This window comes from Phyllobacterium bourgognense, assembly GCF_003337575.1.
Lineage (GTDB): Bacteria > Pseudomonadota > Alphaproteobacteria > Rhizobiales > Rhizobiaceae > Phyllobacterium > Phyllobacterium bourgognense.
Window position 1 is genome coordinate 29524 of the sequence record NZ_QPJM01000002.1, and the last position, 23052, is coordinate 52575.

A 23052-nucleotide genomic window follows, 5' to 3' on the forward strand; every position below is an offset into this window, starting at 1 on the left:
TAACACATGTTGTACTATCTCGCCGGTCTGGCGGAACATATCCAGCTTCTGAACGTGTTCCGCTACATCACGTTCAGGACCGGCGGAGCGCTGATCACATCAGCGCTGATTGTTTTCCTGTTTGGCCCGCGCATCATCGACTCGCTGCGCATTCGGCAGGGACGCGGTCAGCCGATCCGCGCCGATGGTCCGCAGACCCATTTCAAGAAGGCCGGAACGCCGACGATGGGCGGCCTGATGATCATGACCGGCATCGTCCTGTCTTCGCTGCTATGGGCAAACTGGTCGAACGTCTATGTCTGGATCGTTCTTCTGGTCGCATTGTTCTTCGGAGCGATCGGCTTTTACGATGACTATCTCAAGGTAAGCAAACAGTCGTTCAAGGGCTTTTCTGCGCGTGCACGCCTCGGCATCGAATTCCTTGTTGCTGCCATAGCCGGCCTTGCCATCATGCGGGCAGGGCAGGAGCCGTTCTCATCCTCACTGACATTCCCGTTCGCCAAGGAATTCATCCTCAACCTCGGCATATTCTTCATTCCCTTTGCCGCCTTTGTCATGGTCGGCGCCGGCAATGCGGTGAATTTCACCGACGGTCTGGACGGTCTGGCGACAGTTCCGGTGATGATCGCAGCGGCTTCGTTCGGCGTCATCGCCTATCTCGCAGGTAACGCGATTTTTGCCGACTATCTGCAGATTCACTTTACGCCAGGCACGGGTGAACTGGCCGTTGTGCTCGGATCGGTCATCGGCGCTGGGCTAGGTTTCCTTTGGTTCAATGCGCCTCCCGCCGCCATTTTCATGGGCGATACCGGCTCCCTTGCGCTCGGCGGCCTCATAGGTGCAGTCGCCGTTGCCACGAAGCATGAGATCGTCCTCGCCATCATCGGCGGCGTGTTCGTCATGGAGGCAATGTCGGTGATCATCCAGGTGGCATCGTTCAAGATGACGGGCAAGCGCGTCTTCCTGATGGCGCCTATTCACCACCATTTCGAAAAGAAAGGCTGGACCGAGAGCCAGGTCGTGATCCGCTTCTGGATCATTGCCGTGATCCTCGCACTGATCGGCCTTTCCACGCTTAAACTGAGATAGGTTCTTGCATGATCGCTGCCCATTCCATGAAGGACAAGACCGTCGCGCTCTTCGGGCTCGGCGGTTCGGGCATTGCGACGGCGCAGGCGATTGTTGCTGGCGGAGCCAAGGTCATTGCTTGGGACGACAATCCGGAGAGCGTGACGCGGGCACAAAGCGCCGGAATCGAGACAGCTGATCTTCGGCAGGTCGATTGGAAGCAGTTCTCGTCATTCGTGTTGTCGCCCGGCGTGCCGCTCACTCACCCGCGGCCACACTGGGCCGTGGATCTCGCAAGGGCAGCAGCCGTCGAGATCATCGGTGATATCGAGCTTTTCGTGCGCGAGCGCAAGCTGGCTCACAAGCGCAGCCCCTTTATTGCTATTACCGGCACCAACGGCAAATCGACTACAACTGCGCTGATCGCTCATATCATCAAAAGTTCGGGTCGTGACATGCAGCTTGGCGGCAATATCGGCACGGCGGTGATGACACTGGAGCCGCCGACGGACGAACGCTTTTATGTCGTCGAGTGCTCTTCCTATCAGATCGATCTTGCGCCTTCGCTCAATCCGACCGCAGGTATCCTGCTCAATCTGACGCCGGACCACCTCGACCGGCATGGCACGATGCAGCACTATGCCGAGATCAAGGAACGTCTGGTCGCCGGTAGCGAAATCGCAATCGTCGGCGTCGATGACAGCTTTTCAGCGGCAATCGCCGACCGGCTGGAGCGGACAGGCAAATCCGTCATTCGCATTTCAAAACGCTTAGCCCTTCGCGATGGATATTTTGCCAATGGTGAGGAGCTGCTTTTTGCCAGAAAAGGCGACGAAACGGCGGTTGCATCGCTCGCGGGCATCGGGTCGCTGCGTGGCGAACACAATGCGCAAAATGCGCTCGCTGCCTTCGCCGCCTGCCGCGCCGTTGGCCTCTCCACGGAAGAGATCAATGCGGGGCTGAAAACGTTTCCAGGTCTCGCTCACCGCATGGAACAGGTCGCGCGGCTTGGCAGGACCTTGTTCGTCAACGATTCAAAGGCAACAAACGCGGAAGCTGCTGCGCCCGCTTTGTCATCGTTTCCGCGTATTTACTGGATCGCTGGAGGCTTGCCCAAAGAAGGCGGCATCGCTTCGCTATCCGGTTTATTTCCGCGCATTGCCAAGGCATATCTGATTGGCGAGGCGGCGCCGCAATTTGCGGCAACGCTGGGCGACGCTGCACCATTCGAGATATCCGGCACAATCGGCGCTGCTGTGGATCATGCCGCGCGCGATGCAGCCAAGGACGGTTCGAGTGAACCCGTGGTGCTGCTGTCGCCGGCCTGTGCCAGTTTCGACCAATTCCAGAATTTTGAAAAACGCGGCGACGCATTCCGCTCCGCCGTACTCGCGCTTGAAGGCGTATTGCCAATCGGAGGTGCTGCTCATAATGGTTAGTCGCGTTGACCGTGGTCCCGTTGCCGATTGGTGGTGGACGATAGATCGTTTTCTGCTCGCCGCATGTCTGGCGCTGATGGGACTTGGCATTTTGCTATCGTTCGCCGCGAGCCCCGCGGTAGCCGAGCGTATCGGCCTCGACAGCTTTCACTTCGTCAAGCGGCAGGCACTGTTCATGGTGCCGGCGGTCATGGTGATGTTCGCAGTCTCCTTCATGGCGCCAAAGACCATCCGGCGCTTTGCCATGATAATGCTCGGCATTTCGCTCGTGGCGATGGTTGGTGCCCTATTCTTCGGTATTGAGGTCAAGGGCGCCAGGCGCTGGGTCTCGCTTGCCGGCATATCCATTCAACCATCCGAATTCATGAAGCCGGCCTTCGTTATTATTTGTGCATGGCTGTTTGCAGAAAACGAGCGCCGCAAGGACATTCCCGGCAACTTCTTCGCCATGGTGTTGTTTGCAGTGGTAGCGGCATTGCTTGTTGCACAACCTGATCTTGGCCAGACCATCCTGACAGCCGTTACCTGGGGCGCGATGTTCTTCATGGCCGGTGTTCCATGGTTCTGGATTATCCTTCTCGGTGTCCTGGCCGTTGGCGGATTCTTTGGCGCCTATACCGTATTTCCGCACGTGGCTGGCCGCATCGACCGGTTCCTGACCGGCGAGGGCGATACCTTCCAGGTCGATGCCGGCCGTGAAGCGATCGTTCGCGGTGGCTGGTTTGGCCAAGGCCCGGGCGAGGGCACTATCAAGCGCATCATTCCTGACAGCCACACTGACTTCATATTCTCGGTGACCGCCGAGGAATACGGCATTGCCCTTTGTCTGCTGATCGTGCTGATCTTTGGGTTCATCGTTGTCCGTGGTCTGTCGATCGCATTGAAAGAACGCGATGATTTCACCCGGCTTGCTGTATCGGGTCTGGTGATCCTGTTCGGCTTCCAGTCGATCATCAATATGTCGGTCAACCTGCACCTGATGCCCGCAAAGGGCATGACGCTGCCGTTCATCTCCTATGGTGGTTCATCGCTTATCGCGGTTGCAATTTCGACGGGACTTCTGCTTGCGCTTACACGCCGCCGCCCCGAGGCACGTCGTTCTGCGACTTTGGCAAACTCGAAAATGCATCTGATGGCAAGTAGCACCTGATCGATGACCAAGGGGGTTATTTTTCTCGCTGCCGGGGGTACAGGCGGGCATCTGTTCCCGGCTGAAGCGCTTGCACATGAATTGATAGAGCGCGGGTGGGATATCCATCTGGCGACCGACGAACGTGCACAACGCTTCACGGGCGCGTTTCCAGCCGAGCAGATACATGTCGTGAGATCTGCCACGATTGCCGGGCGCAATCCCGTTTCCTTGGCGAAGACCTTCTGGACTCTTTGGCTCGGAAATCTCGATTCCCGCAAGTTTTTCCGGACGTTTCGGCCGAAGCTGGTTGCCGGATTTGGCGGTTATCCAACGCTGCCGCCGCTCTATGCGGCGAGCGGCATGAAAATACCGACACTCATCCACGAGCAGAACGCAGTGATGGGACGCGCCAACAAGGCGTTGGCGTCTCGCGTCAATGCAATTGCTGGTGGCTTCTTGACCGATACCGGTGGACCATTTGCGCAAAAGACAATCGCCACCGGAAATCCGGTGCGCCCGGCGGTCCTGGCAGAGGTGGATAAGCCTTATAGGGCGTCGCAGGCGCACCAGCCCTTTCATTTTCTGATTTTTGGCGGGAGTCAGGGCGCGCAATACTTTTCCACTGCCGTGCCGGCTGCCATCAAACTGCTGACGCCGGAAGATCGGGCACGCCTTGTCGTGACGCAGCAGGCGCGCTCGGAAGACGAGTCATATGTCCGCTCGGCCTATGACTCGCTCGGCATCAAGGCGGAGGTTGCGCCATTCTTTCTCAATATGCCGCATCGCATCGCCGAATCCCATTTCGTTCTGTCGCGTTCGGGCGCTTCCACAGTTTCCGAGATAGCCGCCATCGGCCGGCCAGCCATTCTTGTCCCCTTCCCGCATGCCCTGGATCATGACCAGGCGGCTAATGCAGCGGCGCTCCAGACTGCCGGTGGAGCGGACGTGATCAAACAATCCGAGCTTTCCCCGGAGCGCATTGCGTCCATCCTGACAAGTGCGATGAACGAACCCACCCGTCTGGCATTTATTGCGGAAAAAGCCCGCACCACCGGCAAACCGCAAGCCACAAGGTTGCTTGCGGACCTCGCAGAAGCTATTGCGTCCGGTCAACGGATTGAAGATTTCAAAAAAGGAGTGCGTCCATGAAGATGCCGCTCAATATAGGCCTTGTTCATTTCATCGGTATCGGCGGTATCGGCATGAGTGGTATTGCCGAAGTATTACATAACCTTGGCTACAAGGTTCAAGGCTCCGATCAGGCCGACAGCGCCAATGTGCAGCGTCTGCGGGAAAAAGGCATCGAGATCTTCGTTGGCCACAAGGCGGAGAACGTGGGCGACGCCGAAGTCGTCGTTGTTTCAACGGCCATCAAGAAATCCAATCCTGAATTGATCGCGGCCCGAGAGAAGCTGCTTCCGGTCGTCCGCCGCGCCGAAATGCTGGCCGAACTGATGCGTTTCCGCAAGGCCGTCGCCATCGGCGGCACCCATGGCAAGACGACGACCACCTCCATGGTCGCTACTTTGCTCGATGCGGGCAATCTCGATCCGACGGTTATCAATGGCGGTATCATCAACGCCTATGGTACGAATGCACGCATGGGCGAGGGCGACTGGATGGTCGTCGAAGCAGACGAGAGCGACGGCACGTTCCTGAAGCTTCCGGCTGATGTGGCTGTTGTCACCAATATCGATCCCGAACATCTCGACCACTACGGCACGTTCGACAGGGTCCGCGAAGCTTTCCGGCAATTCGTCGAGAATGTACCGTTTTACGGGTTCGGTGTCATGTGTCTCGACCATCCGGAAGTACAGTCGCTGGTATCGCGGATCGAGGACCGAAGGGTAATCACCTATGGTGAAAATCCGCAGGCAGATGTTCGTTTCGTCAATCTCGTCGTTGACGGCGCTGCCTCGCGTTTCGATGTTCATATCGCCAAGCGTAAGACGGGTGAGATCATCGAGATCACCGGCCTGCGCCTGCCGATGCCGGGACGTCACAACGTTTCCAATGCCACAGCGGCGATCGCCGTAGCCCATGAGCTTGGTATCTCGGCCGACGACATCAAGAAGGGCTTGTCATCCTTCGGCGGGGTCAAGCGCCGGTTTACCCATACGGGAACGTGGAAGGGTGTCGAGATATTCGATGATTATGGCCACCACCCGGTCGAGATCAAAGCGGTATTGAGGGCGGCGCGGGATTCCGCGAAAGGCCGCGTGATCGCTGTCGTTCAACCGCATCGGTTCACACGGCTCGCCAGCCTGTTCGATGAGTTTGCAGCGTGTTTCAACGATGCCGATACGGTTGTCCTGGCTCCCGTCTATTCGGCTGGCGAAGATCCCATTCCGGGAGTGAATTCAGAGGCGTTGGTTTCGCGTATCAAAACCGCCGCACACCGTGATGCGCGCTATATCGCGGGTCCGCAAGAAGTGGCTCCTTTGATCGCCGAGATCGCCAAGCCGGATGATTTTGTGATCTTTCTCGGGGCGGGCAACATTACCCAATGGGCCTATGCCTTGCCAAAGGAACTCGCAGCGCTCTAGATTTGGCGGTTGCTCCGACAGGAATGGTTCGGGCGGGAAGGATACAATGTCTCCACTTATTGACGGCGAAGCCCTGCTGAAAAAGCTGGGCGATAGATTTTCAAGTCTGCGCGGTCGGCTGACACCCAATATGGGCATGGAAAAGGTCACGTGGTTCCGCGCTGGCGGTCTAGCTGAAGTCATGTTCCAGCCTGCGGACGAGGAAGATTTGTCGGCATTCCTCAAAGCTGTCCCGCAAGAATTTCCGGTTCTGACTGCCGGCATCGGGTCCAATCTCCTTGTGCGAGATGGCGGTATTCCGGGCTTCGTTGTGCGCCTGTCTGCCAAAGGCTTCGGCGAGGTGGAACGCGTAGGCGATACGCAGTTGCGCGCCGGCACGGCTACGCCAGACAAACGTGTAGCGGCGGCGGCGCTGGAAGCAGGCATCGCCGGGTTCCATTTCTATCACGGTATCCCTGGCGGGATCGGCGGCGCTCTGCGTATGAATGCCGGGGCTAACGGCGTTGAAACGCGTGAGCGCGTGGTGGAAGTGCGTGCACTTGACCGCAAGGGCGAAGTTCGAGTTCTTTCAAACGCCGACATGGGCTACGCATATCGGCATTCCGGTGCGGCAAGTGATCTGATCTTTACTTCAGCGCTGTTCGAAGGCGTGCCGGGTGATCGCGGGGACATCCAGACAGCGATGGATGCCGTCCAGCAGCACCGCGAAACGGTGCAACCTATCCGGGAAAAGACGGGCGGTTCGACGTTCAAGAACCCTGAAGGCTCCTCTGCCTGGAAAGAGATCGACAAAGCCGGCGGGCGCGGACTGATGATCGGTGGCGCGCAGATGTCACCCATGCATTGCAATTTCATGATCAACACCGGCACTGCCTCGGGGCATGACCTCGAGACGCTTGGCGAAACCATCCGTTCGCGGGTCGTGCAGAATTCGGGTGTTCGCCTGCATTGGGAAATCAAACGCCTTGGGCTTTTCCGGCCCGGTCAAGAGGTCCACGAGTTTATGGGGCAGCTGCTCTGATCTGGATCCAATAGCTTTTTCAAATAATTCATTGCTTAAATTTCGTTGTGAATGGTACTAAAAAATGGTACTCAATTTATGAAGCATAGACACCACATTACCTTGGTGCAGATTTTCGCTCGTCCAGTCAGTGGTTCAGTTCGCTCGGTCGATGTGGAAGCATTGTTTGTCGGTCTCGGGGCTGAAGTCAGCGAAAGAGAAGGCTCGCATGTCGGTGTCGTTTTATTCGGCGAAGTTCGAGTGTTTCACCGCCCGCATCCATCGCCGGATACCGACAAGGGTGCAATTGCGAGCATCAGAAAATGGCTGGAGAGCCATGGAGTGAAGCCATGAAAAATGTGATTGATATCGACGGTCACAAAGCTGTCGTTTCTCTTGATCCGGAAATCGGCATGATCCGTGGAGAATTTCTCGGATTGTCCGGTGGGGCCGATTTTTACGCGAGGAGCGTCGATGATCTGATTGTCGAGGGTCGTAAGTCGCTCAAGGTTTTTCTTGAGATGTGTGCTGAGAAAGGCATTCCTCCATTCCGCGAATTCTCTGGTCGTTTCAATGTACGTCTTGCTGCGGAACTTCACGAAGCTGCCGTCTTGGCAGCTGCTGCAGAAAACAAAAGTCTCAATGAATGGGTAGCCGACGCAATCGAGGCAGCTGCTCGCGCCGCATGATCTGCCTCCTCCTGACATATTTTTTTACCTGAATTTCCATTGTTGAATCATTGGGGACTTGTCAGCGAATCAACTCTCTGATTCTTTAGGGACAAGCGTTAACTGATTTGAGTCGGCTGGTCTTGCCAGTCTCGGGTATCTGCGGTCTTGGCCGCCGGATGTGCCCGGACTCATGTCTGTTTTCAGCTTTGATGGGGAAGAGTGCGAGGGGTTGCCTTCATGGCGAAAAAGCATGTTGCGGTGCTGATGGGTGGCTTTTCATCGGAGCGTCCGGTGTCGCTGTCTTCTGGCAATTCATGCGCCGATGCTTTGGAGGCCGAAGGCTATACCGTAACCCGCGTCGACGTTACTCGCGATATCGCCAGTGTGTTGCGTGACCTCAAGCCCGATGTTGCCTTCAATGCGCTGCATGGTCCCTTTGGCGAAGACGGCACCATCCAGGGCATTCTGGAGTATCTCGAAATTCCGTACACGCATTCAGGTGTGCTCGCGTCTGCTCTCGCGATGCACAAGGAGCAGGCGAAGATCGTTGCCAAGGCAGCTGGTATCCCTGTGGCTGAAGCCAAGACCATGAACCGCCTGGACTTCACCTCAAAGCATCCGATGAAGCCGCCTTACGTCGTGAAGCCCGTAAGCGAGGGCTCCAGTTTCGGTGTCGTCATCGTCAAGGAGGATCAGTCTCACCCACCGCAGATTATTACCTCTGCGGAGTGGAAATATGGCGATAGCGTCATGGTCGAGCGCTACATCTATGGGCGGGAATTGACCTGTGCCGTCATGGGCAATGTGGCCATTGGAGTATGCGAAATCATCCCGGTCGGGCACCAGTTCTACGATTATGATTCAAAATATGTTGCAGGCGGATCAAATCATGTTGTTCCCGCTAAAATTTCACTAAAAATTTACCAAAAAATACAAACACTGGCACTCAAGGCGCATCAGGCAATTGGATGTAAAGGGATTAGCCGGTCGGACTTCCGTTACGACGACCGTTTTTCCGAGGATGGCGAGCTTATCTGGCTGGAAGTCAACACCCAGCCAGGCATGACTCCCACCTCTCTCGTGCCTGATATCGCCAAAGCTGCGGGGCATACCTTCGGTGAATTGTTGAGTTGGATGGTGGAGGACGCATCGTGTTTGCGTTGAAGGGCAAAAATGCGCACCCGCGAGGTGCTGTGCCGGTGTCTTCGGGCAGGTCGGCGACTTTTGGCCGTTTCCGGATCGTCCTGCCAAAAATCCTGCGCAAGCCTGTTCGCGTTCTTGCCCGCACCATCGAAGGCGAAGTTTCCATTCCGAACCATGTTGGGACATTCGGTGCCTTGGCTTTCCTGGCTTTGACCGGAGCTTACGGCGCGATCCTTGGCGGTCATGCGCCCGAAGTGGTCAAGGTTACAACCTCGACATTCGGCTTCGCCATTGAAGATGTGAAGGTCGTCGGCAACAAGGAAACGTCGGAGATCGACGTTCTCGGCGCTCTTGGCCTTGACGGCGAGACATCGCTGGTAGGCTTGAGTGCTGCGGACGCTCAAAAGGCCGTAGCGGGATTGCCTTGGGTCGAATCCGTCGATGTGTTCAAGGTCTATCCGAACACGATCCAGATTTCGATCCACGAGCGCACCGCATTGGCGGTGTGGCAAAATGGCGATCAGCTTTCGGTTATCGATGCTGATGGCCGAATGATCGTATCGTTCAATGGTGGTCGCAGCGCTTCGTTGCCGGTGGTGATCGGCGCTGGTGCTGACAAGCAGGCAAAGTTTCTCCTGACGCAGATGGCCGCCTTCCCGCAAATCGCTGCCGAGGTAAAGGCTTATCAGCGGGTCGGGGACCGCCGTTGGGATCTGGTGCTGAAAAATGGCGTAAGCCTGATGCTGCCGGAATCCCGCATCGACGAGGCCCTGACCGATATTGCCAATATGGACAGCAAGGCAGGGCTTCTGTCTCGCGATATCGCATCGGTCGATCTGCGCCTGACGGACCGCGTGGTTGTCAGGCTGACGCCGGAAGCAATGGTACAGCGCGTTGAGTATTTGAAGGCCCGTGACAAGGCGCCCAAGCGTTCGGAGAAGCGTGTATGAGTATTCTGAACGGAAAAGGTTCATCGACAGGAGCGCCATCCGCCAAGCGGACGCGCTCGTTGACAGTTCTGGATATCGGTTCGAGCAAGGTCTGCTGCATCATCGCGCGTTTGCGTCCGCGTGAGGAAAGCGCACATCTGCCAGGCCGTACACATCGCATCGAGGTTCTGGGAATTGGCCATCAGAAGTCGCGCGGAATCAAGTCAGGAGTCATCGTCAATCTGGATGCTGCCGAGCAGGCGATCCGTCTTGCCGTCGATGCGGCGGAGCGTATGGCGGGCCTCACGGTCGACTCGATGATCGTCAATATTTCGGCGGGACGCCTGAAGAGCGAGAGCTTTTCTGCCAGTATCAATCTCGGCGGCCATGAGGTTGATCAGTCGGATATCCGCCGCGTGCTTGCAGCCGGAGCCAAGCAAGCGCTTGCCGCTGAGCGTCATCTCGTGCATTCGCTACCGATCGCCTATGGCCTCGATGGTGAACGCGGCATTCGCGATCCGCTCGGCATGATCGGCGATACGCTAGGCGTTGAAATGCATGTTCTGACTGCCGACGCGGCGCCACTGCGCAATCTTGAGCTCTGCGTCAATCGCTGTCATTTGTCTGTCGAGGCGATGATCGCAACGCCTTACGCCAGCGGTCTATCGGCACTCGTTGATGATGAGGCCGAGATGGGCGCTGCCTGCATCGACATGGGTGGCGGTACGACGACGATTTCCGTGTTCTCCGAAGGCAAATTCATTCATGCTGATGCAATCGCCATTGGCGGCAACCACGTGACCATGGATGTGGCACGTGGCCTGTCGGCTCATATGGACGACGCCGAGCGGCTGAAGGTCATGCACGGCTCGGCCCTGCCAAGTGCTGCCGATGATCGCGATATGATCAGTGTGTCGCCGCTCGGCAACGATGCGCGCGATGTTCCCAATCAATATCCACGCGCGGTACTGACCCGCATCATCCGTGCCCGGGTTGAGGAAACGCTGGAACTCGCGCGTGACCGCCTCAATCAGTCCGGCTACGGCCAGATTGTCGGCAAGCGTGTGGTGCTTACGGGCGGTGCCAGTCAGTTGGCGGGATTGCCGGAGGCGGCACGCCGCATTCTGGCTCGCAATGTGCGTATTGGCCGTCCTCTTGGTGTCACGGGGCTTCCCGAGGCTGCCAAGGGTCCGGCTTTCTCTGCAGCGGTTGGTCTTCTGATCTATCCGCAGGTGGCAGGAATTGAGGAGCGTTCTGTAAAGGCTGGTTCATCGTCGTTGATGACGGGCACAGGTGGGCGTTTTCAGCGTATCGGCCAATGGCTGAAAGAGAGTTTTTGACTACTGCGCCGCGCGTCCTTCGGGACGCGTAAAGGTCGCAGTAGCGAGTTGAAACAGCCCATTCGTAGAATGGGCAGGCGGGGAAACCCAAAAAAACACCGCAGCGGCGAGGCGGTAGAGACGAAAAGGAACGAAACAAATGAGTATCAATCTGCAAAAGCCGGACATTACCGAGCTTAAGCCACGGATCACCGTATTCGGTGTTGGCGGTGGTGGTGGCAATGCGGTCAATAACATGATCAATGCCGGTTTGCGCGGTGTTGAATTCGTTGTGGCCAATACCGATGCACAGGCGCTATCGCAGTCGAAGGCTGAACGTCTGGTTCAGCTTGGTGCCGCTGTGACCGAAGGCCTTGGTGCAGGCTCGCAGCCGGAAGTTGGCCGCGCAGCAGCCGAAGAATGCATCGACGAGATCAACGATCATCTCCAGGGCACCCACATGTGCTTCGTCACTGCCGGCATGGGTGGCGGCACCGGTACCGGCGCGGCGCCGGTCGTTGCCCGGGCGGCACGCGAAAAGGGTATTCTGACCGTTGGCGTTGTCACCAAGCCTTTCCATTTCGAAGGTCAGCGCCGCATGCGCACCGCCGATATGGGAATTGCTGATCTGCAGAAGAACGTCGATACGCTCATCGTCATTCCGAACCAGAACCTCTTCCGCATTGCCAATGACAAGACGACCTTTGCCGATGCCTTCGCGATGGCCGATCAGGTTCTCTATTCCGGTGTTGCCTGCATCACCGATCTGATGGTGAAAGAAGGCCTGATCAATCTCGACTTTGCCGACGTTCGTTCGGTCATGCGCGAGATGGGCAAGGCGATGATGGGGACGGGTGAAGCCTCTGGCGACGGCCGTGCAATGGCTGCCGCTGAAGCCGCAATTGCCAATCCCCTGCTTGATGAAACCTCCATGCGTGGCGCCAAGGGTCTGCTGATTTCGATCACCGGTGGCCGCGACATGACGCTCTTTGAAGTTGATGAGGCTGCAACTCGTATCCGCGAGGAAGTTGACCAGGATGCCAATATCATCCTCGGCGCAACCTTCGACGAAAGCCTCGAAGGCATCATCCGCGTCTCTGTCGTGGCAACTGGCATCGATAAGCAGATTGGAGAGTCGGCGCCCGCGCCGATCGAATTTCGCCAGCCTCTGAAGCCGATTGCCAAGCCCGCGCAGCAGGCCGCCGCAAGTACGAATGCACGTCCGGTTGTTCAGCAGCCGGCCGCACGGGTAGCGGACCCTGTAGCCGATGCGATCCGCGCTGCGGAACAGGAGGTGGTGCAGCGCGCTCCACAGCCCGCCGAGGAGTTCCGTCCGCAGAGCCGCATTTTCCAGGCGCCAGCGCCAGAAGTGTTCGATGCTCCCTTTGCTGCCGCGCCTCAGGCTCCGGTGCATCAGCCCGCTCCGCAGATGCAGGCTGCACCCGCACCGCAACCGGCTGCCCCACGCATGCCGAATGTCGCTGATTTCCCGCCTGTGGTTCAGGCAGAACTCAACGCCCGCGACATGGGAAGCCGTGAGAGCAATCGCGAACCTTCCTATGACAACCAGGAAGATCGTGGGCCGATGGGTCTTCTAAAGCGCCTCACTGCCGGTTTGACTCGCCGCGAAGACGAGACCGCCCGGCTAGAGCCAGCGCAGCCGCGCGAACCCGCGATGCGTCCGGTCGAACAGCGCCGGCCGCTTTCACAGGACGCGTCGATCTATGCGCCGCGCCGTGGACAGCTCGATGAGCAGGGCCGCGTTCAGCCACACGCGCGCCAGGCGTCCGAAGACGATCAGCTTGAAATCCCGGCTTTCCTTCGCCGTCAGGCGAACTGATCTGATCACGGATTGTTAAAGAATAAGAATTCCGCCATTGCCTCAATGGCGGAATTTTTCTTTCAAGCCATTGAAAGGCCAAAGAAACGACTTAGCTGATGGCGCAGTGGTTTCGTTACAAACGTCGCGAAACCGTGATTTTGCTTCATGGGATGCCAACTGTATCTTGCGGCGCAAAATAACGATGAGCGATGCTGATTCCGAAAAGCGTGCAGCGCCGCAAATTCATACTGAAGACCGGTTGGATAATCCGGGGCGGTACATGGGCACGAGGTTTCAATTGCGCGACTACCAGACAACAATCGCCGAGCGAATAACGCTTTCAGGAGCTGGTGTGCACAGCGGTGCGCCGGTGACGATTGCTTTCGTCCCGGCCGATCCCGATACGGGTATCGTTTTCCACAGGCTCGACGGAAATAGCGCCAGCCACGAAATCAAGGCGCTTGTATCGGAAGTCGGGACGACCGATCTGTCGACCACGCTTGCCAACAGGGCAGGGGTGACGATCAGCACAGTCGAGCACGTCATGGCAGCAATTGCCGGTTCGGGCATCGACAATATGATCATCGAGATCGACGGCCCGGAAGTGCCAATTCTCGACGGAACATCCTTGGTCTTCCTCGACGCATTCGAGCAGGCCGGTTTCGTGCGGCAAGCGGCTAAACGCCGTTTCATCCGGATTCTCAAGACATCGCGCATCGAGGCCGGGGCATCCTGGGCCGAGTTCCGTCCTTATGATGGAACGCGCTATGAGGTAGAAATCGACTTTGAAACGCCGGTCATCGGCCGTCAGAAATTTGCCGCCGATATGGATGAGGCGGTCTTCCGCAAGGAGATTTCGCGGGCGCGCACCTTCGGTTTCATGCGCGACGTGGAAAAGCTCTGGGCTGCGGGCCTGGCGCTGGGTTCATCACTCGATAACTCGCTGGTCATCGGCGATGATCACTCTGTCATCAATCCGGGTGGCCTTCGCTACAAGGATGAGTTTGTTCGTCACAAGGCGCTGGACGCCATCGGCGATCTTGCCCTCGCTGGCGCGCCGTTCATTGGCTGCTTCCGCTCGTATCGCGGCGGGCACCGGCTGAATGCTGCGGCGCTCCGCGCACTGCTCTCCGACCATACGGCGTTCGAGATCGTCGAAATGGCTGGTAAACGCGGCCAATCGCGCGGCGCATCGCTTGTTGCCGTAAACGCTCCTGTTTTTGCACCTTGGGCGATCTGACTCTTATCAGTACGTCGGTATCGCATTGTGCACCGCTTGCAGCATGATCGATGCGAGGCGTGCGGTTGCCGGATCTGATTGCGCTTGCGATCGATGAAGAACAAGCCCGAGAGAAGGTAGCGGTGGTAGTCCGCTGTCAGCCGGTACCAGAGGTTGTACGCTTGGCGGTAGCCCGAACGGCGTGCGAACGGTTACGCCAAGGCCCGCGACGGTTGCAGCCCATAACCCCGCCAGGCTCGGACTGACAAACGACTGCCGCCACGGTATGCCGGCGCGGTCGAGTGCGCTTGTGGCGGCAGTGCGCAAGAGGCAAGGTGCTTCCAGCGACGCCAGAGGTAATGGTTCGTCCGCGGATACTCGCCAGTTCCTTGGCTCGCCGGCCGGGCCAACCCAGCACATTGGTAAATCCTTGATGTGGTCGGAGTGCGGTGTCCTCGCAGACGCGTCGCTCCACGCCAACGCCAGGTCAAGACGATCGGATGTGATGCGATCGATCAATTCGGCATTGCGTGCCACGCGTGCTTCGATCCGCACCTTTGGATGAGCGCGGGCGAACTGTCCAAGGACTTCCGGAAGAATGGTTTCGCCGAAATCCTCCTGCAATCCCAGCCGCACCCACCCTGCAAGCTCGCTGCCATGGATTGCCGTCGCAGCTTCATCGTTGAGGTCGAGCAACCTGCGAGCATAGGCCAGCATTGTCTCGCCGGCTTCCGTTAGCGCCAGCCCGCGCCCCGACTTGACGAAGATCGACGTTTCCGCCTGCTGCTCGAGTTTCTTCAATTGCGCGCTGATCGCCGAGGTGGAGCGGCCAAGCCGGACCGCTGCTTTGGCAAAACTGCCAAGTTCCATGCCGGTCGCAAAGGTGCGCAACACATCAAGATCGAAGGTAATTCGTCGCATGTTAATTATCCATATTTTTGGAATTGTTCGTCAAAAACTTTCTGATTTTCAGGATGATCATGCGGCGTTATAGAAATGACGTCAAGACTTTAAAAGAAAGGATAGTTCCATGCCCTTTACCCGCATTTCGCTTCTCGAAGGAAAATCCCCCGAGTATCTGAAGGCCGTCTCCGATAGTCTGCATCAAGCCATGGTCGAGGCATTCAATGTTCCGCTTGCTGATCGTTTCCAGGCCATTCACAAGCATCGCCCGGGTGAGTTCGTGTTCGACCGCAACTATTTTGGTGGTCCGCGCTCCGACGACTTCATGGTGTTCGCGATTGCCATCGGCAGACCTCGCGATGCCGCGACGAAGCAGGCGTTCTACAAACGTCTGGTCAAGCTGCTCAGCGAGGCGCCCGGCGTTCGACCGGAGGACGTCATGATCATCATCAGCACTTCAAGCCGGGATGAATGGTCCTTTAGTAATGGTGAAGCCCAGTTGCTTGAAAACGCCTAGTTGAAACAAAATAAGCGAATCTTAGGGATTTGCAGTTCATTTTCGGCTCCGCCACAAAATTGGACGATTACATGGCAATAAGATTGCTGATTCTCCTCGCTTGTGGTTTATGACCGCCCAACCGACGGTAGATTGACTATGCCTAGAGTGTGGATCGCAAACGTGATATCGGGTTTGCGATAATTGCTCTCAAATTATTATATGGGGCCGGAAACAGCATGGCGAATAGCAGAATGTCGATAAGTAAAGGCTTTGGGGGCAAGGCCAGGATGGCCTTTCTACTCCTTCCAGTCGCCAGCGCTATAGCCATTTCCGGTTGTGCTTCGAAGGACGACGACATCGATCTCAATGCTTATGTCGACACGATCGAACCTGCAGACGTTCTTTATAACCAAGCTCTGGCCAATCTGAATTCCGGCCGCCTCGATGAGGCCGCCAAGAAATTCGATGCTGTCGACCGCCAGCATCCCTATTCGGAATTTGCTCGCAAATCGCTCGTCATGGGTGCCTTCGCCAATTACCGTGCAGGCAAATATGACGAGGCCGTTGCTATGACCAAGCGCTACATTGCGCTGTACCCAACGCAGCCAGAGGCGGCTTATGCTTATTACATTACCGGCCTTTGCTACTATCGCCAGATCCCGGATGTGACACGCGAGCAAAGCATGACTCGCCGCTCGATTGCTGCGTTCAACGAGGTGGTCGAACGTTACCCCGACTCCGAATATGTCGAAGATTCCAAGCAGAAAATCCGCTTCGGCCGCGATCAGCTCGCCGGCAAGGAAATGCAGGTTGGCCGTTACTATCTCGAGCGCAAGGAATATCTGGCAGCGATCAAGCGCTTCCGCGGCGTTGTCGAGCAATACTCGAACACACGCCAGGTGGAGGAAGCCTTGGCCCGCTTGGTTGAAGCCTACTACGCCTTGGGCATCACCAATGAAGCCCAGACAGCGGCAGCCGTTCTCGGCCAGAATTATCCGGACAGCGAGTGGTACAAGGACAGCTACAAACTGCTGCAAAGTGGCGGGCTTGAACCTCGGCAGAACGCCGGCTCATGGCTATCCAAAGCCGCAGAAGCTATCACTGGTGGTAAAGACGGCGTCTAAAGCAATTCCAGGAAAAGTGGGAACCGGTTTTCCGTCCGGGATTGCGTAAAAACGAAGAAACCCTAACCTGAGCAACCATGCTTTCGCATCTGTCGATCCGCGATATAGTTCTGATTGAACGGCTCGACATCGAGTTTCGCGAAGGTCTGTCGGTGCTGACCGGCGAGACAGGTGCAGGTAAATCCATTCTGCTTGATGCTTTGTCGCTGGCGCTGGGGTCGCGGGGCGATGCCTCGCTGGTGCGTCATGGCGCGGAGCAGGGGCAAGTCACTGCCGTCTTTGATGTCGTGGGAAGCCATCCGGCCCGCACGCTGCTGCGTGAGAACGACATTGAAGACGATGGCGATATCATCCTGCGCCGCGTGCAGAATGCCGACGGCCGCAGTCGCGTTTTCATCAATGATCAGGCGGCAAGCGTCACGCTGCTGAAGGAGCTTGGACGCAGGCTTGTCGAGATTCATGGCCAGCATGACGACCGTGCGCTTGTCGATCTCGATATCCACCGTACCTTGCTTGACGCTTTTGGAGCGCTTGAAATCAAGGCGGCGCTTGTACGCACACTTCACAAGACCTGGCGCGATACGGAACACACGCTGGTCCGTCACCGTGCCAAGGTAGAAGCGGCGACCCGCGAGGCCGATTATCTGCGCGCCTCTGTTGAAGAACTAGCGACGCTCGATCCGGAACCGCTGGAGGAAGAGACACTGGCAATCAGGCGCACGGACATGATGCGTTCGGAAAAGATCGCGGGCGATGTCAACGATGCCAACGAGGTGTTGTCCGGCAACGCGTCTCCCGTGCCCTCGCTTGCCAGCCTCGTCCGCAGGCTGGAACGCAAGGTGCCGGAGGCTCCACAGTTGCTGGAGCCGGTCGTCAAGGCCATTGACGAGGCCCTGAATGCGTTGGCGGAAGCGCAAAACGGTATCGAAGAGGCGATCCGAGCAATCGATTTCGACCCGCGTGTGCTTGAGCAAACGGAGGAGCGGCTGTTCGCATTGCGTGCCGCCGCACGCAAATATTCCGTGGCTGTCGATGACCTTCCCGCGCTGCGTGACCGGATGGATGCGGACCTTGCCGATATCGACGCGGGGGCCGAACGGCTGGCAGCACTCGAAAAAGAGGCGCAGGCCGCGCGCGACGCTTATGATCTGGCCGCGCTCGCACTTTCAAACGACCGTCACGAGACTGCCGAGCATTTGAAACAGGCTGTCATGGCGGAACTGCCCGCCCTGAAACTGGAGCGCGCCGAGTTCATCGTCGAGATGACGACGGATACACAGAGCCGGACAGCGGATGGTATCGATACTGTCGAATATTGGGTGCGGACCAATCCGGGCACGCGCGCCGGTCCCATGATGAAGGTCGCGTCCGGCGGTGAGCTCTCGCGCTTTCTGCTGGCGCTGAAAGTAGCACTTGCCGATCGCGGCTCGGCGCCGACACTGGTGTTCGATGAGATCGATACAGGTGTCGGCGGTGCGGTAGCTGATGCCATTGGCCAGCGTCTGCGGCGGCTTGCGGGCACCGTTCAGGTTCTTTCCGTCACGCATGCGCCGCAGGTTGCTGCACGGGCTCAGACACATTTCCTCATCGCCAAGGCCGCCGCCGGCAATGACCGCGTGGCGACATCCATACGGGCGATGGAAACTGGCGACCGGCAGGAGGAAATCGCCCGCATGCTGGCCGGCGCGAGTGTCACCGATGAAGCGCGCGCCGCAGCGGTGCGGTTGCTCCGGGAAAACGCTCCCGCCGTACCTTAATAGCCGAAGCCCCTGAACGCGCGATATTGACGGCATTCCAGTGGTTTCTCACTGGTCACTTATCCACGCTCACTTTTGCGGCCGTATCATCGTCTCAACGCAACGGGACAAGACACGATGAACCCTCTCATTTCACTGGAATACCGCAAGGCTTTTAACGACTATCTCCGCCGCGGGGTACCGATACGCCTGTCGCTAAAGGCAGAAGACCTGGGCCACCAGACCACACGTTATATCTGGCGCACGCGCGGCGATCCGCAGGTGTGCCCCTCACATATAGAAAATAACGGGAAGCTATTCGCATGGGACAATCCACCGGAAACGGGACATCCGGGCGAGGGCTACGGCTGCCGCTGTACAGCGGAACCCTATGAACTCGGGACAAGCGAATATGCTAACCAGACGATCAGCAGCGATATCAATGACGCGACTCCGCAGTGGAACACAGGTAAGTTCTTGGACTATTTTAGAACTGGTGGCGGCGAGGCGGTCACACTCTCTAAAACAGGCAACTTGGCAGGTTTAATCTTCTACTTTTTCTACGCAGCATTGGTGATCGTATTAACGCGCAGATTATTGACGCAGCGAGAAAGGCGAAATTCGGTCATTTCACCTATGGGTTCGCCGGGACATATCAGTTTATAGGATATGTTTTTGCTTTCGGAAAAAGTGTCGTTAGTGGGCAGTTTGTTGGATCTGTCAAAACTCAAAACGGTATGATGTTCATTGAGGGCAGCATCTCTTACCAATACGCCGATGAATTTACCGATCCTGCAGATTTGCGACAGATGGCGACTGGTTCCTCTGCCTTGACACCCGAATCGTGGCAATGGACAGAACTAAGAGGCACACCGTTCTCGATTACAGATACATGGACCACCAATTTCAAAAGCGAAGCGAAATTGAGTGCGACCGAGAGCATGTATCGATGGCCGGAATGAGTGTCTATTTCCCATAAACGACGCTACGCGTCAAAAGTATGTAGTCGCCAAACGCATAGAAAAAAAATACAAGCGATAGAAAGAGCAATGCGGCAACGAGCGGAAAACATAAGAAGATAAATATGTTGCTTATCAAATGTTTCCTGCAAAATATCGATGTTGTGTCAAGAAGCTGGATGCGCCGAATGATTTCAAGGGAGGTGACATACCCAACGTTTGATATCCACGCAAAGTTTCCTAGAAAAATGTCTCGGACTCCGAGGAAATCATACTTTAATGATAGGCAATTGAAACGCATACGCTTCACCTCTTCACTGGAGGGAATGCGGGCGAGACATTCGGCATAAAACTCGGCTGCAATCCTTTCATCGAAATCCACGACAAGTTTACTAAACAACGCGGCCAGCGCAACTGCGCCGACCAATCGCCCCGTTTTAAGCCAGTCATTTTCCTCTGGTCTTGCGGTGAACACCAAAGCTGGGGGTACAACAACAAAAAGCCAGAACCAATAATTCACCAAGATGCTGGAATCGCTTTCTCTTCCGCCAAAGGATGGATAACGTTGCACGGATGACAATGCGCAACAATTAGACGTTAGATATGGCAGATATTCCCGTAGAACAATTAAGCGAGGCGGATGCCGCTGAGGAACTTGGCCGCCTTGCAGCCGAGATTGCCCAGCACGACTACCGCTACAATACGGAAGACGCCCCGATCATCTCGGATGCCGAGTATGATGCGCTGCGGCGCCGCAATCTTGCAATCGAACAGCGTTTTCCGCATCTGAAGCGTGAGGACTCGCCATCGAACAAAGTCGGTGCCGTCGCATCGGAAAAGTTTGGCAAGGTCACCCATTCAATTCCGATGCTGTCGCTGGATAATGCCTTCCATGATAGCGATGTCGAGGATTTCGTCGGCCGCATCCGCAGGTTTCTCAAGCTTGGAGCCGACGCAAAGATTGGCATCACTGCGGAACCCAAGATCGATGGCCTGTCGCTTTCGCTGCGGTATGAACTTGGTAGGTTGGTGACGGCGGCCACCCGCGGCGATGGCACCACAGGCGAAAATGTCACGCTCAATGCCCGGACAGTTGCCAGTATCCCCAATGTGCTCGGCGGCAAACCACCCGAGGTGCTTGAGGTGCGGGGCGAGGTCTATATGAGCCATGCGGATTTTGCCGCGTTGAACGAGCGGCAGGCCAAGGATGGCAAGCAGATTTTCGCCAATCCGCGCAATGCAGCGGCGGGTTCCTTGCGCCAGCTCGATCCCACGATCACTGCCTCGCGACCGCTACAATTCTTTGCCTATGCCTGGGGCGAGGTCAGCGACATGCCCGCCAAGACGCAAATGGGCATGGTTGAAGCATTCAAATCCTATGGCTTCCGCGTCAACCCGTTGATGCAACGGTTCGAGACGGTAGAAGCGCTGGTAAAGCACTATCACCAGATCGAGGAACAGCGGGCGCTGCTCGGCTACGATATCGACGGCGTCGTGTACAAGGTTGATGATCTGGCGCTGCAGCAACGTCTTGGCTTCGTCTCGCGCAGCCCGCGCTGGGCGATAGCGCATAAATTTCCGGCCGAGCGGGCGATGACCATCCTCAAGGGCATCGACATTCAGGTTGGCCGTACCGGCGCGCTGACGCCGGTCGCACGGCTCGAGCCTGTCACGGTCGGCGGGGTAGTCGTCACCAATGTGACCCTGCACAACGAAGACTACATCAAGGGTATCGGCCAGAACGGCCAGCCTATCCGCGAGGGGCGGGACCTTCGCACCGGCGATACGGTCGTGGTGCAGCGTGCAGGCGATGTCATCCCGCAGATTGTCGATATCGTCGCCGACAAGCCGCGCGGAACGACGCCCTATAAATTCCCGGATATTTGCCCCGCTTGCGGTTCCCACGCAGTGCGCGAGGAGGGCGAGGCGGTGCGGCGCTGCACGGGCGGATTGATCTGCCCGGCGCAGGCGGTGGAGCGCATCCGGCATTTCGTCTCGCGCAACGCCTTCGATATCGAAGGGCTTGGTGAAAAACAGGTGGAGTTCTTCTTCAAGTCGGAAGATCCGGCGCTGCATATCGGCACGCCCGCCGATATTTTCACGTTGAGAAAACGTCAGGCCGACTCGCTAACCAAGCTTGAAAACATCGATGGTTTCGGCGCAACGTCGGTAAAGAAGCTCTATGACGCGATCGACGACCGGCGCGAAGTTTCACTAAGCCGCTTCGTTTACGCGCTTGGTATTCGCCACGTGGGTGAGGTCAATGCCAAGCGGCTCGCCCGTGCCTACCGTTCCTATGATGCGTTGGCCAGTGTGGCTATGGCCGCAGAATCGCCTAGGGACAAAGCTGACAAGGGCAACTATGCGTGGCGCGAGTTGAACGAAGTCGAGGGTATCGGCAGCATCGTTGCCGAGGCGCTGGTTGATTTCTATGCCGAGGAACACAATCGCCATGCTCTCGATGCGCTTCTCGCCGAGGTAACGCCGCTCGATGAAGAAGTCAGAGCCGTGAGCCACTCGCCGGTGGCAGGCAAGACCATCGTCTTCACCGGGTCGCTTGAGAGGATGTCGCGTGACGAGGCCAAGGCAATGGCGGAACGTTATGGCGCAAAGACGGCGGGTTCCGTCTCCAAGAAAACCGATCTCGTGGTGGCAGGCCCCGGCGCGGGGTCGAAACTTGCACAGGCCCAGACTCTCGGCATTGAAGTCATCGATGAGGATTCTTGGTTTACACTGGTGGGCGCATGAGCGACGTGGTTTTCAAAGGCTTTGGCGAAAAGGCGTTGCCCTTTCTGAAAGCGCTCGATTTCCACCAGAACCGCGAATGGTTTCTCGAGAACAAGGATATTTTTGAGTCTCATCTTTACGAACCGCTGGGCGATCTGGTCGAAGATCTGATGGCCCGGTTCGAAAAGGCGGGCCTGCCATTCCGGGGCGATCGCAAGAAGTCGCAGTTCCGTATCAAGCGCGATGTGCGCTTTTCCAAAGACAAGAGCCCGTATAACCGCCATTTGTCCGCGCTTCTTTCGCCAGATGGCACAAAGTGGGCCGAAAGCGGCTGTTTCTACGTCTGCATCGGCCACGAAGATTATCGTGGCTGTTATGCTGCTGTCGCATGGTGGCAGCAGAAGCCGGAACTCCTGCTCGCGATGCGCAAGGCCATTGTCGACAAGCCGGAGAATTATCGCGCCATGGTCAAGGCGCTCAAGAAAAATGGGCTGACGATGAAAGATACGGATGCATTGAAGCGGACGCCACGCGGGTTTGAATCAGTCGCGGATGCTGATTTGATCGAAGCCTTGCGGAACAGAAATTTCGTCGTTCGCTATGCGATCGACCCCACCGATATCACTTCGCCAAAGCTTGCGGATGATCTTCTTGATTTTGCGGTGCGCGCCAAGCCCCTGATCGATTGGGGCAGGGCGATCGAGGGCACTGCAACTCCTTGATCCACCATGCCGTTCACGAAAATGAAATCCCGGTAAAAATCATATTATTAATGTTGACTTTGTTACTCAACTTTTAGTAGTGAACAGTTGTACA

Annotated in this window: 21 protein-coding genes; 19 read left to right on the top strand and 2 right to left on the bottom strand. The window is 57.0% G+C overall.

Features of this window, described 5'->3' with window-relative positions:
• Positions 1-6: 6 nt before the first annotated feature.
• The 13 genes from mraY to lpxC all read left to right on the top strand — a co-directional run bounded on the left by mraY (position 7) and on the right by lpxC (position 14309).
• A complete protein-coding gene (gene mraY / locus C7476_RS03775; RefSeq protein ID WP_114428591.1) occupies positions 7-1089 on the top strand; it encodes a phospho-N-acetylmuramoyl-pentapeptide-transferase in 1083 nt (360 codons plus the stop codon).
• 8 nt (positions 1090-1097) lie between these two features.
• Entirely contained in the window at positions 1098-2507 is a 1410-nt protein-coding gene (gene murD, locus C7476_RS03780; protein ID WP_114428592.1) for a UDP-N-acetylmuramoyl-L-alanine--D-glutamate ligase, read from the top strand.
• On the top strand, positions 2500-3657 hold the full coding sequence (ftsW, locus tag C7476_RS03785) for a putative lipid II flippase FtsW (RefSeq protein ID WP_114428593.1): 1158 nt from the start codon (positions 2500-2502) through the stop codon (positions 3655-3657). The genes murD and ftsW overlap by 8 nt, the downstream gene beginning before the upstream one ends.
• A 3-nt stretch (positions 3658-3660) precedes the next feature.
• Positions 3661-4788 (top strand): undecaprenyldiphospho-muramoylpentapeptide beta-N-acetylglucosaminyltransferase, encoded by a 1128-nt coding sequence (gene murG, locus C7476_RS03790; RefSeq protein WP_114428594.1) that lies wholly within the window; start codon positions 3661-3663, stop codon positions 4786-4788.
• Positions 4785-6185: a UDP-N-acetylmuramate--L-alanine ligase gene (murC, locus tag C7476_RS03795; RefSeq protein ID WP_114428595.1), complete on the top strand. Its 1401-nt coding sequence runs from the start codon at positions 4785-4787 to the stop codon at positions 6183-6185. Before murG ends, murC begins: the two co-directional genes overlap by 4 nt.
• A gap of 46 nt (positions 6186-6231) precedes the next feature.
• Positions 6232-7206 (top strand): UDP-N-acetylmuramate dehydrogenase, encoded by a 975-nt coding sequence (gene murB / locus C7476_RS03800; protein WP_114428596.1) that lies wholly within the window; start codon positions 6232-6234, stop codon positions 7204-7206.
• A 78-nt stretch (positions 7207-7284) separates the two neighbouring features.
• Entirely contained in the window at positions 7285-7539 is a 255-nt protein-coding gene (locus C7476_RS03805; RefSeq protein ID WP_114428597.1) for a type II toxin-antitoxin system HicA family toxin, read from the top strand.
• Positions 7536-7874, top strand: coding sequence for a type II toxin-antitoxin system HicB family antitoxin (locus tag C7476_RS03810; protein WP_114428598.1), 339 nt, complete (start codon positions 7536-7538; stop codon positions 7872-7874). Before C7476_RS03805 ends, C7476_RS03810 begins: the two co-directional genes overlap by 4 nt.
• A 219-nt stretch (positions 7875-8093) precedes the next feature.
• On the top strand, positions 8094-9020 hold the full coding sequence (locus C7476_RS03815; protein ID WP_114428599.1) for a D-alanine--D-alanine ligase: 927 nt from the start codon (positions 8094-8096) through the stop codon (positions 9018-9020).
• Positions 9008-9949: a cell division protein FtsQ/DivIB gene (locus C7476_RS03820; RefSeq protein ID WP_114428600.1), complete on the top strand. Its 942-nt coding sequence runs from the start codon at positions 9008-9010 to the stop codon at positions 9947-9949. Before C7476_RS03815 ends, C7476_RS03820 begins: the two co-directional genes overlap by 13 nt.
• Positions 9946-11268 carry a cell division protein FtsA gene (gene ftsA, locus C7476_RS03825; RefSeq protein WP_114428601.1) on the top strand — a complete coding sequence of 441 codons (1323 nt, stop codon included), beginning with the start codon at positions 9946-9948 and terminating at the stop codon, positions 11266-11268. The genes C7476_RS03820 and ftsA overlap by 4 nt, the downstream gene beginning before the upstream one ends.
• A 139-nt stretch (positions 11269-11407) precedes the next feature.
• Positions 11408-13087, top strand: coding sequence for a cell division protein FtsZ (ftsZ, locus tag C7476_RS03830; protein WP_114428602.1), 1680 nt, complete (start codon positions 11408-11410; stop codon positions 13085-13087).
• A 262-nt stretch (positions 13088-13349) separates the two neighbouring features.
• On the top strand, positions 13350-14309 hold the full coding sequence (gene lpxC / locus C7476_RS03835) for a UDP-3-O-acyl-N-acetylglucosamine deacetylase (protein WP_114429009.1): 960 nt from the start codon (positions 13350-13352) through the stop codon (positions 14307-14309).
• 6 nt (positions 14310-14315) lie between these two features.
• Here lpxC and C7476_RS03840 read toward each other — a convergent pair whose 3' ends face one another.
• Positions 14316-15209, bottom strand: a complete 894-nt coding sequence (locus C7476_RS03840) for a LysR substrate-binding domain-containing protein (protein ID WP_114428603.1) — start codon at positions 15207-15209, stop codon at positions 14316-14318.
• Between the two features lie 109 nt (positions 15210-15318).
• Between C7476_RS03840 and C7476_RS03845 the strand changes: the two genes are divergently transcribed.
• The 4 genes from C7476_RS03845 (at position 15319) to C7476_RS03860 (ending at position 19216) form a co-directional block, all read left to right on the top strand.
• Complete coding sequence (locus tag C7476_RS03845) at positions 15319-15708, top strand: tautomerase family protein (RefSeq protein WP_114428604.1); 390 nt, start codon at positions 15319-15321, stop codon at positions 15706-15708.
• 269 nt (positions 15709-15977) lie between these two features.
• Positions 15978-16814 carry an outer membrane protein assembly factor BamD gene (locus C7476_RS03850; protein ID WP_114428605.1) on the top strand — a complete coding sequence of 279 codons (837 nt, stop codon included), beginning with the start codon at positions 15978-15980 and terminating at the stop codon, positions 16812-16814.
• Positions 16815-16891: 77 nt separating this feature from the next.
• Positions 16892-18571 carry a DNA repair protein RecN gene (gene recN / locus C7476_RS03855; protein WP_114428606.1) on the top strand — a complete coding sequence of 560 codons (1680 nt, stop codon included), beginning with the start codon at positions 16892-16894 and terminating at the stop codon, positions 18569-18571.
• A gap of 117 nt (positions 18572-18688) precedes the next feature.
• Positions 18689-19216, top strand: coding sequence for a phage minor head protein (locus C7476_RS03860; RefSeq protein WP_114428607.1), 528 nt, complete (start codon positions 18689-18691; stop codon positions 19214-19216).
• Positions 19217-19516: 300 nt separating this feature from the next.
• Here C7476_RS03860 and C7476_RS03870 read toward each other — a convergent pair whose 3' ends face one another.
• Complete coding sequence (locus tag C7476_RS03870; protein WP_147274608.1) at positions 19517-20080, bottom strand: hypothetical protein; 564 nt, start codon at positions 20078-20080, stop codon at positions 19517-19519.
• A gap of 32 nt (positions 20081-20112) precedes the next feature.
• On the opposite strand from C7476_RS03870, the gene ligA reads away from it, so the two are divergent.
• The gene (ligA, locus tag C7476_RS03875; RefSeq protein ID WP_114428610.1) at positions 20113-22257 is read left to right on the top strand and encodes an NAD-dependent DNA ligase LigA; all 2145 of its coding nucleotides are present in this window, start codon (positions 20113-20115) and stop codon (positions 22255-22257) included.
• Positions 22254-22958 (top strand): DUF2461 domain-containing protein, encoded by a 705-nt coding sequence (locus C7476_RS03880; protein ID WP_114428611.1) that lies wholly within the window; start codon positions 22254-22256, stop codon positions 22956-22958. Before ligA ends, C7476_RS03880 begins: the two co-directional genes overlap by 4 nt.
• The last annotated feature ends 94 nt before the right edge of the window (positions 22959-23052 follow it).

Bases quoted from the DNA above. Each gene is read 5' to 3' on its own strand.
- ftsZ (WP_114428602.1), top strand. From the start codon at position 11,408: ATGAGTATCAATCTGCAAAAGCCGGACATTACCGAGCTTAAGCCACGG.
- C7476_RS03845 (WP_114428604.1), top strand. From the start codon at position 15,319: ATGCCCTTTACCCGCATTTCGCTTCTCGAAGGAAAATCCCCCGAGTAT.
- C7476_RS03815 (WP_114428599.1), top strand. From the start codon at position 8,094: ATGGCGAAAAAGCATGTTGCGGTGCTGATGGGTGGCTTTTCATCGGAG.
- C7476_RS03860 (WP_114428607.1), top strand. From the start codon at position 18,689: ATGAACCCTCTCATTTCACTGGAATACCGCAAGGCTTTTAACGACTAT.
- recN (WP_114428606.1), top strand. From the start codon at position 16,892: ATGCTTTCGCATCTGTCGATCCGCGATATAGTTCTGATTGAACGGCTC.
- murD (WP_114428592.1), top strand. From the start codon at position 1,098: ATGATCGCTGCCCATTCCATGAAGGACAAGACCGTCGCGCTCTTCGGG.
- ftsA (WP_114428601.1), top strand. From the start codon at position 9,946: ATGAGTATTCTGAACGGAAAAGGTTCATCGACAGGAGCGCCATCCGCC.
- C7476_RS03880 (WP_114428611.1), top strand. From the start codon at position 22,254: ATGAGCGACGTGGTTTTCAAAGGCTTTGGCGAAAAGGCGTTGCCCTTT.
- ligA (WP_114428610.1), top strand. From the start codon at position 20,113: ATGGCAGATATTCCCGTAGAACAATTAAGCGAGGCGGATGCCGCTGAG.
- C7476_RS03850 (WP_114428605.1), top strand. From the start codon at position 15,978: ATGGCCTTTCTACTCCTTCCAGTCGCCAGCGCTATAGCCATTTCCGGT.
- C7476_RS03805 (WP_114428597.1), top strand. From the start codon at position 7,285: ATGAAGCATAGACACCACATTACCTTGGTGCAGATTTTCGCTCGTCCA.
- C7476_RS03810 (WP_114428598.1), top strand. From the start codon at position 7,536: ATGAAAAATGTGATTGATATCGACGGTCACAAAGCTGTCGTTTCTCTT.
- murG (WP_114428594.1), top strand. From the start codon at position 3,661: ATGACCAAGGGGGTTATTTTTCTCGCTGCCGGGGGTACAGGCGGGCAT.
- lpxC (WP_114429009.1), top strand. From the start codon at position 13,350: ATGGGCACGAGGTTTCAATTGCGCGACTACCAGACAACAATCGCCGAG.
- murC (WP_114428595.1), top strand. From the start codon at position 4,785: ATGAAGATGCCGCTCAATATAGGCCTTGTTCATTTCATCGGTATCGGC.
- ftsW (WP_114428593.1), top strand. From the start codon at position 2,500: ATGGTTAGTCGCGTTGACCGTGGTCCCGTTGCCGATTGGTGGTGGACG.
- murB (WP_114428596.1), top strand. From the start codon at position 6,232: ATGTCTCCACTTATTGACGGCGAAGCCCTGCTGAAAAAGCTGGGCGAT.
- mraY (WP_114428591.1), top strand. From the start codon at position 7: ATGTTGTACTATCTCGCCGGTCTGGCGGAACATATCCAGCTTCTGAAC.
- C7476_RS03840 (WP_114428603.1), bottom strand. From the start codon at position 15,209: ATGCGACGAATTACCTTCGATCTTGATGTGTTGCGCACCTTTGCGACC.